The sequence below is a fragment of the Nostoc sp. UIC 10890 genome, from assembly GCF_054786515.1.
This window is the reverse complement of the sequence record NZ_JBSGKF010000013.1, coordinates 18,723-28,415: the sequence shown is the minus strand read 5'-3', so window position 1 is coordinate 28,415 and position 9,693 is coordinate 18,723. Positions and strand designations below refer to the sequence as shown.

Below are 9,693 nucleotides of genomic sequence, written 5' to 3'. Positions count from 1 at the left end.
TACAAAACGAGAAGCAATAGAAAATAAGATTCAAGGTAAAGGACTTTTTGAATATCAAGAGCTGATGGCGAAATGTTTTGAACAATATTATAGAGTCCTCAAACCAGAACACTGGATGACTGTAGAGTTTCATAATTCTAGAAACAGTGTATGGAATTCTATACAAGAAGCAATGCAGCAAGCTGGTTTTGTTATTGCAGATGTACGGACGCTAGATAAAAAGCAAGGTTCATTTAAGCAAGTTAATAGTAGTAATGCTACAAAACAAGACTTAATTATTTCTGCCTACAAACCCAATACCACCTTTGAACAACATTTCCAACTTGAAGCTGGAAGCGAAGAAGCAGCATGGGAGTTCATCCGTACCCATTTACAAAAGCTCCCTGTATTCGTCGCTAAAAACGGAACAGCTGAAACCATCGCCGAACGCCAAAATTATTTATTGTTTGACCGCATGGTAGCCTTTCATCTCCAACGTGGTGTTACTGTTCCCTTCTCCGCTTCCGAATTTTATGCCGGACTCTCACAACGTTTTACTAATCGGGACGAAATGTATTTTCTCCCAGAACAGGTAGCAGAGTATGATAAAAAACGTATAACAGTAAAAGAAATTCTCCAATTAGAATTAGTCGTCAGTAACGAAGAAACCGCCGTACAGTGGCTGAAGCAACAACTTACTAAAAAGCCGCAAACTTTCCAAGAAATACACCCTCAATTTATGCTTTCAAAAGCTGCATGGTCGAAAGTAGAAAAACCCCTAGAGCTTTCAGATATTTTAGAACAAAACTTCTTCTGCTATGAAGGTAAAGGTACAATTCCTAAGCAAATAGTTTCTTGGCTAAAACATTCTTCAATTCACCGTGATAAAATTCATAAAATTGAAGAAAATTTGCCGACTGATGCTATAGGATTAGAAACAGATGATTCGGTATTAATTCATGCTGCGAAAGATAAATGGTATGTTCCTGATCCAAACCAAGCAATAGATTTAGAAAAATTACGTGAAAAATCTTTGCTAAGAGAATTTGAAGAATACTGCCAAAGTAAGCAGAAACAACTTAAAGTATTTCGTCTTGAGGCTGTCCGTGCAGGGTTCAAAAAAGCATGGAGAGACCGAAATTATCAGATTATTATTAATGTAGCAAAAAAGATAGCTGAAAACGTTTTACAAGAAGATCCAAAACTTTTAATGTGGTATGACCAAGCACTAACTAGAGCAGGAGAGGAGTAAATGTACAGGGAGGAAAATAAATTTCTTGACCTAGATATGGTTGCTGAACGAGTTACTGATAGTGGGGATCGAGAGATGTTTCGTGAAGCTATCAAGTGTTATCAAATAGGTTCTCATAGAGCAGCAGTAATCCTTGTATGGATGGCAACAGCTGATTGTCTTGAGCGTCGATTAGAAGAGTTGAAGCGTGAAGGAGATAGTTTTGCTTCTGATGCTATGGATAATGTTTTAGCACCTGTAAAAGGTCAAGCTTCTTTTGAAGAAAAACTCATCACACAATGTAGAAAATGTGATTTGTTTGATGATTATGAAGAAAAATGTCTAAAATTTGCGCGAGATACTCGCTCAAAATGCGCTCATCCTAGTGGAGTGCTTCCATCTGCTGAAGCTGTTCGACACATTCTAGAAATTTGTTCGCAAGTAGTTCTTTGTAGAACTGGCTACAGGGGGATTTCTTTTATAAAAGACATCGTAACTATTCAGTTTGATGATATTTATTTTATTCCATACCAACAACGGGCTAAAAATAATTGTTTAGAGATTATTGAGAAAATTCCAGTACGATTATGGCATTTGTTTACATTTTTTGCTGCACAAGAACGTCCAAATGCTTCAACAGAGACTTGGCGAACTAATGCACTGACTTTTTTTAGAGTTTTACTAGAAAATTGTAGTGATGATGGACTGGCTATCAAAATAGCTCATGGTATGAAAGGATTTGATGCTCAGGCTCCTGATTTCTTTGCTTCTTTAGTAGGATTAGATAGAAGAGTTTCTCAGTTTTGGAATAAACAGAAGAGAGATCAAGCTAGAGCAAGATTAGTAAACCTGTCATTGACTCAATTAAAAGCTGAGTATGTAGAGTCTTGGGCTACAATTTGTGAGCAAGACGGATTTGAGGCAGATGACTTTGATTTACTAAATAAACGTATAGCTGCTTTGTGCCGTTATTTTCCTCAAAGGTTTCAAAAATCGAGAAGTATAGAACTTTTTAAAATGCTTGCTGAAATGGCAGAAGATGATATTTTAACTAATCAATCGGCAGCAGCATTAAAGAATTTGCTCAATAACAGTCTGGCAGAATCATCCAATGAATTTAGCAAAAGAGTTATTAAACAAATAATACAGCGTTTTCGTGATAATGAAAAATATAGAGAATTATTAGAAAACGTTCAAAAATGGAAAGACCCTATGATTATTCATTTGTTAGAGATATCAGATGATTTTCTACTGGAATGTAGTGAAGATAATCCTGATGATATTTATTATTTATTTGAAGCAGTTTCTGAATTAAGTCAGCGTAATCATCTACTTTTACCAGATGAGTTTTATAAAACTATAAAAAATACTCTGAGTGGACTAATTCAACCTGAATGGCGTACTGAAGGATCAACTGCTGGAGAAATTTTTCAGAGTCAGATAGAACTATTATTCGCTCGATACTCCTCAGCTTTTGCTGATTTAATTGATGAATGCAAAGATTTGATTGCAGAATATATTCCTAAAAATGACCAGAATGATGAGGCAAGCAATTTAGATTTTGATACAGAAAATTTTGTATCATGAGGTCTATATTTTTTGATTTTGAGTTGTAAACCATACGAACTATATTTCTGGTGTAGTCAACATTGCCTACCCTTTCAAGTATGGAGATAAATAGTAAGTCAAAAATCCTACGTTTATGTGTCTAATCACCTTAATTTTCAAGATGTATTGGTATGATATGTAGCGATTATATCTAAAAGATTTTAATTATCTATGCTCACCCAAGTACTGCAAACTTACCCTCAGCCTATCGCTTACGCTTATGGCAACATTTACCGTACCCGTTCTCAAGCAGAAACATTAGACCAAATTCTCCGTTGTGCGGAAGTTACTACCCGTTACCTCTGTGCGTTAGCCATAGCTTCCTTTGCCGCACGAGAAAATACAACAGTTCTACCACCACCTGCTTTAACAGAATTTCGTGGCAATTTAGCTTTTGGTCACTTTCTTAGTGTTGTCCAAGCTATTTCTAGCATTGGTACTCGCCATCCCTTACAGATTCTATTTTCCCAGTGCTTTCAGAATAAAAAGAGTATCGCCAAAGGTAAATTAGAAAACTTACTAAATCTGAGAAATGATGTTGGTCACGACTTAAGAGGCTTAAATGAAACCAGTGCCACTACAATTTTAAATTCACAAGACCCACTTACAACACTCGAAGAGTTACTACAAGGAATTCTTAACCTATGCGAGTTACCTCTATTTTTAGTTGATACTCAAAAGCCAATTCGCCGGGTTATGCACATGGTTCGGCTGCTGCTGATGGGGGAACAAAGCGAACCTATGCCAGAGGAGATTGCTATTTGTGAGTGGTTTTCAGATGAAAAAAGGTTATATGTTGGTACAACAGAGGGCGCACTTTTACTTTACCCGATGTTGGTGTGGGGTTTAGAACGCGATCGCGCTGCTCAAAGTATTTACCTGATAGATAAAGTTGCTACAGAAAAACTTACGTATAAATCCTTGGCTGCTGTCAGTCCACCAACAGAACCACCCATACCAGATGATTTATTGCGAGTACTGCAAGGTGAAGCTGTGCCGATTGAGGCAATAACATTAAATGATGGCAGAAGCTTTTTAGAGGCTTGGAAAGAAAGGCAAGAACTGATTATTACAGGTAAAACAAACGTTTCCCAGAACGTGGGTTGGACGGAATTAGATACGCAAACTCTGCACTGGTACAGCAAGATTTTAAAGGCAAGGCTTAACTTAGAAATCTTAAATGAGCAGGGAATAGAAATTGACTGGAACAACCCAATAGAAGTAATTCGCCAAATTTTACTTGATGGAAGGGGAGAAGTTACGCCCGACGATTTGCACCAGTTAACGCTGCTATTTGGCAATGGTAAAGAAATTCGCCGCAAAATAGGACGGGAAATTCTCGACTTACGCGCAAGATTAACAACAGAAGGACGTTGGGATAAACGAGAAGAATTAACTGAAAACTTACTCCAATCACTGCGGAAAGCTATTGATTTTATTACGCAGCACAACCCTATTGAAGGGTTATCTACAGATAATCTCCAGATACCCACAGGTTCTGCTGACTATATCGCTGTCCGCGAAGCTTTAATTAACCTAATTATTCACCAGGACTACACAGACCAACGCACAGTGGCACAAATCGAACTTGAACCACACTGTACAGTTATGGTCAATGCAGGTGCATCACTAGTATCAGAAAAAGACCTGATGAACGGTGGAACTAGCACCGCCCGTAACCCACTAATTGCTCGTGCTTTGAAATTAATAGGTTTTGCCGAACTTGGTGGTTCTGGTTTGCGCGAAGTCTCCCGTGTCTGGCGCAATGCTAAACGCCGTCCTCCAATCGTGCAAACAGATGAACAACATAACCGTTTCCGCATCGAACTTGATTCTCGTCCGTTAAAAATTATCGCCGATACTTTTTGGAAACAGCGTTTGGGAGTCACTGTTACCCCCGAAGCTGCAAAAATTCTGGGACTTTTGGGTAATGCTCCTGCGGGAATGACTCTCGCCGCTATTTGTTCAGGGACAGGTACTGGCAGCGAAGATATAATAGTAATGTGTCAATCTCTCCAAAAACAGATGCTGATTGACTTTGAAGCTGAGGTGTACCATCTCAAACCTCATTTACAAGATTTAGCGAGAGAGGCACCATGATGGATGGTGCTTGGTTGTGGAGTGAAGAACATCGCCAATTATGCAAAGTTATTGAAACCCAAACCCTTTGGGGTAATACCTTCCATCGCATCTGGCTACCCAACCAAGAAACTGTAGTTCGCGTTCGCGCAGACACACTAAAACCAATATCCGTTGCAGGAATCACCACTTCAGCAGGTATTGCCTACATTGCCACATCTGCCCGCATTGCAGATGCACTAACTCAAGATGTACTCCTAGCACCAATTGAATCTGCTGTTATTCCCTTACCGCATCAAATCAAAGCATTATCAAAAGCAGTTTCCACTAATAGCGTTCGCTACCTGCTAGCTGATGAAGTTGGACTGGGCAAAACCATAGAAGCTGGGCTAATTATGCGGGAACTGAAACTGCGGGGAATGGTGCGACGTATTCTGATAGTTGCTCCCAAAGGTTTAGTCAGCCAGTGGGTAAGCGAAATGCGGCTGCATTTTAACGAAGAATTTCAGCTTATCCTTCCTGAAGACATCAAAACTTTGCAACGTCTATATAGCAACCCAGAAAACCAAAACCCGTGGAATCTTTTTAACCAAGTAGTTTGTCCAATGGACTCAGTAAAACCAATGGATAAACGCCGGGGCTGGACAAAAGAACAACTGGCAGAATATAACCGCGATCGCTTTGAAGATTTAATCGCCGCAGCTTGGGATTTAGTCATAGTAGACGAAGCCCATCGTTTAGGCGGTAGTAGCGACCAAGTTGCCCGTTATAAACTCGGTCAAGGATTATCGGAAGCTGCACCTTACTTTCTAATGCTTTCTGCCACACCGCATCAAGGCAAAACCGATGCTTTTTATCGTCTCATTTCTCTGTTAGATCCTGTTGCCTTCCCCGATATTTCCAGCGTCACGCGGGAACGGGTACAACCTTACGTTATTCGTACCGAAAAACGCCGTGCCATAAACGCCCAAGGAGAACCTTTATTTAAACCAAGACAAACTCAGCTTATACCAGTTTCGTGGTCAGTAAAACATCGCCAGCACCGCGAACTTTACGAAGCAGTTACCGACTACGTGCGTGAAGGTTACAACCAAGCACTAAAACAGAAAAAAAGTTATGTTGGCTTTTTAATGATTTTGATGCAACGGTTAGTAACATCCTCCACCCATGCCATCCGCACCACTTTAGAAAGGCGGTTAGAAGTCCTGCGGGAACCAGAAGAACAACTAACCCTCTTCCCCATGTTTGCGGCGGAGGAATGGTCAGAAATGGACGGACAGGAACAGGTTGATTCACTCCTGACAACCCGACTCAAAGCATTTAAAAATGAAAAAGCCGAGGTGGAATTATTACTAGAAGCTGCCAAACTGACAGAAACCGCAGGTGCAGACCCCAAGGCGGAAGAGTTACTAGACTGGATTTATCGCTTGCAACAGGAAGAAAGCGACCCTGACATCAAAGTTCTGATTTTTACTGAATTTGTCCCCACCCAAAAAATGCTGCGGGAATTTTTAACTCAGCGTGGTATCTCTGTAGTTTGTCTCAACGGTTCAATGGGGATGGAGGAACGCAAACAAGTTCAAGAAGCCTTTGCCAAAGATGTTCGCATTTTAATTTCCACTGATGCTGGTGGAGAAGGATTAAACTTACAGTTCTGCCATGTAGTCGTTAATTACGATATCCCTTGGAACCCAATGCGATTAGAACAGCGCATTGGTAGGGTAGACCGAATTGGACAAACTTTTTCCGTCCGCGCTTTGAACTTCGTGTTTGAAGATACCGTAGAATATCGCGTCCGTGAGGTACTGGAAGAAAAGCTGGCAGTTATTCTTAGCGAATTTGGTGTAGACAAAACTGGCGATGTCCTGGATTCAGCACAAGCCGGACTGATATTTGACGACTTGTATATCGAAACCCTGATCAACCCAGAAAGTTTAGATACCAAAGTCCAAGAAGTTGTTAGTCGAGTACAACAACAGCTTGTAGTAGCCAAAGAAAGTACAGCAATTTACCAAACAAACGAGGAACTAGATCCTACCGCCGCACAACAACTAATAGATCATCCCATTCCCCACTGGGTTGAACGGATGACCATCAACTATTTGCGATCGCATGGTGGCATAGCTGAAAAACAAGGTGACACTTGGAATTTAACTTTACCTACAGGTGAACAGTTAAAAAACACTGTGTTTAATGCAACACAAGCAACAGTCACAGCCAATGCCCAACACTTAACCTTAGAAGATTCTCAAATTCGAGGCATGGTTATGGCGAAACAAGTTTTCGCCGAAGGGCAACCCATCCCTTGTATTTCCATCCCAGGCTTACCAGGAGATGTCCAAGGATTTTGGTCACTGTGGCGAATAGCCATTTATACCGAAGATTGGAATCAGCAAAGGATGATGCCCTTATTTCTTAATGATGATGGGCGAGTTTTCTCACCTACAGCCCGTTATATTTGGGAACAATTATTAACAGAGGAAGTGGAGATTCAAAAACACCTCTGTGGAGAAGAAGCAACAAAAGCATTTGGCATAGTTTGGGAAACAGCATTAGTTCAAGGTAAGGGCATTTATGAAGAACTGCTACGGAAACATCACCAACAGCTTGAAAAAGAACGTGAAAAAAGTATGTATGCTTTTGCAGCAAGACGACGTGCAATAGAACGTATTGGACTGCTTCAAGTCAGAGATTACAGATTGGCACAGCTAACCCAAGAGGAACAAACTTGGCGGGAAGCGATGCAGCAAAAATCTGAGGTAACACCGGACTTAATACCCTTATTGCTAATGCGCGTGGAGAATTCGTGAACTGGCGTAATCAAATTTTAAAAGAATTTACACCACAGGTAGCAAATCTGACGTTAGTTGCAGATCCAGACGGCTTGCTCACGGAAGCAGAAATGTTGCAACAAATACAAGTCAGAGGTTTTGAGATAGTCCATTTTGAGGATACGATCGCCTTCCGCTACATCTACGAATCCCAATATCGTCCCCAGCAAGAACAAGGTGCAGCGTTAGATTTAGTTGTTGTTGTCAACAAGGATACACAAGAGTTACGCTTGCTGCCCTATGACTTAGTAGAAGCAGGACGGCAGCTTGCTTTCAGTATAGGCAGTTTATTTCCCCATCTTAGCTACAGCGTAGTTAATTCCCTAGACCGCAGCAATTTTGATGCACTATATCAAGCGCAGGCACAACATAAACCAGAACAATTAGGTGAAAATGCTACTAAGGATTTTATTCTGCGGTATGTTTACAACATTGATCCCAACTTAATCCAGCAAACATCTGATTTACTGCTAATTCTTTTACGCTGGCACTATCGGGGACAAAGATTACCAAAAATTTTATGCGATCGCTTCATTCAAACTTTACGCGATCGCCAATTATTTTCCACTTTACCCCTAGAAACGATCATTTGCGATCGCCAAGCCTTCTTTGCCTTTTTGCAGCAAGCTTGGCCAGAATTTGTTCGTCAGTACCTAGTAAAGTCAAGCCAAGTTTCTGAAGCAACTGGTACTTACGCCACTGTAACTAAATTGCCTTTCGACAATCAAGATATTCGCATTTACATTAACCATCTTTTCTTAGAAGGTTATCTCCAGCCTATAGACGCTGACAAACTAAAAATAACAACCACAAGCTTAGAGTCAAATTCTTGGATAAAAGTAGGTTTGAGTTTTGACCCAAAAGCTTACCAACACAGACGCTTACAAGGTTTATTAGAATCTTTAGATGTATCGATTCCTCCCAGTGATGCCAAGCACCAAGAGTGGCTGAAGTTTGGTGAAGCTTGGGCAAAATTGATAGTTTTGTGGCATCAAGAGAAGATATCAGATTTTCATGAACACTTTCTTACCCTGCAAGAAAAGGTAGACAATGCCTTTTTTAGCTGGATAAGTTCGCGCTATGGCACACTTTACAATCAGCCACCAATTGCGCCTGTAATGTTACACCAAATTCCGCGTTTTCTAGCACGGTATTTGGAAGCATCAAAAACCAATAAAGTAGCCTTAGTAGTATTAGACGGTCTAGCTTTAGACCAGTGGTTAGTGCTGAAAGAGGTGCTGCTTGCACAAAGTCCTCAGTTAAGCTTCCGCGACGAAACAGTATTTGCATGGCTACCAACCATCACTTCCGTTTCTAGGCAAGCAATATTTGCAGGGAAACCTCCAATTCTTTTTCCCAGTAGCCTAGAAACCACAGCTAAGGAAGAATCTCTCTGGAAACAATTTTGGACTGATCAAGGCTTAAATCTGGCTGAAGTTGCCTATGCTAAGGGATTGGGCGAAACAGATAGTCTTTCATTGTTAGAAGAAAAGCTTTCCCCTAGATTACGGGTGATAGGTTTGGTGGTGGATAAAGTCGATAAAATCATGCACGGAATGCAACTTGGTACTGCGGGGATGCACAACCAAGTACGCCAATGGGCAGAACTTGGTTGGATGGCAAATTTCTTAGACCTTCTGGTGGCACAGAAATTCCAAATTTTTCTGACATCTGACCACGGTAACATTGAGGCAACTGGTATCGGACAGCCTAGAGAAGGTGCGATCGCTGATTTACGTGGAGAAAGAGTAAGAATATACTCAGATTCTATTTTGAGAGCAAAAGTTAAAAGTGAATTCCCCAATGCAATTGAGTGGCAACCTTTAGGATTGCCAGAAAAATATTTACCGCTTCTAGCACCGGGTCGGCAAGCTTTTATTCAAGAAGGGAAACAAATTGTTGCTCATGGTGGTATTTCTGTTGAAGAGTTAGTAGTACCATTTATTAGCGTTTCAGTTTGATCCA

The 9,693-nt window shown here is 40.7% G+C and carries 5 protein-coding genes; all 5 read left to right on the top strand.

Annotated features, from left to right (window positions below):
• Positions 1-1,231: hypothetical protein (locus ACWATR_RS36640; protein WP_460344208.1), on the top strand; the 1,231-nt coding region annotated here is incomplete at its 5' end.
• Positions 1,232-2,797, top strand: a complete 1,566-nt coding sequence (locus ACWATR_RS36635) for a hypothetical protein (RefSeq protein WP_460344205.1) — start codon at positions 1,232-1,234, stop codon at positions 2,795-2,797.
• Between the two features lie 192 nt (positions 2,798-2,989).
• Positions 2,990-4,918, top strand: a complete 1,929-nt coding sequence (locus ACWATR_RS36630) for an ATP-binding protein (RefSeq protein ID WP_460344202.1) — start codon at positions 2,990-2,992, stop codon at positions 4,916-4,918.
• Entirely contained in the window at positions 4,915-7,707 is a 2,793-nt protein-coding gene (locus ACWATR_RS36625) for a DEAD/DEAH box helicase (RefSeq protein WP_460344199.1), read from the top strand. The genes ACWATR_RS36630 and ACWATR_RS36625 overlap by 4 nt, the downstream gene beginning before the upstream one ends.
• Positions 7,704-9,689 (top strand): BREX-3 system phosphatase PglZ, encoded by a 1,986-nt coding sequence (gene pglZ, locus ACWATR_RS36620; RefSeq protein WP_460344196.1) that lies wholly within the window; start codon positions 7,704-7,706, stop codon positions 9,687-9,689. Before ACWATR_RS36625 ends, pglZ begins: the two co-directional genes overlap by 4 nt.
• The last annotated feature ends 4 nt before the right edge of the window (positions 9,690-9,693 follow it).

Bases quoted from the DNA above. Each gene is read 5' to 3' on its own strand.
- ACWATR_RS36635 (WP_460344205.1), top strand. From the start codon at position 1,232: ATGTACAGGGAGGAAAATAAATTTCTTGACCTAGATATGGTTGCTGAA.
- ACWATR_RS36630 (WP_460344202.1), top strand. From the start codon at position 2,990: ATGCTCACCCAAGTACTGCAAACTTACCCTCAGCCTATCGCTTACGCT.
- ACWATR_RS36625 (WP_460344199.1), top strand. From the start codon at position 4,915: ATGATGGATGGTGCTTGGTTGTGGAGTGAAGAACATCGCCAATTATGC.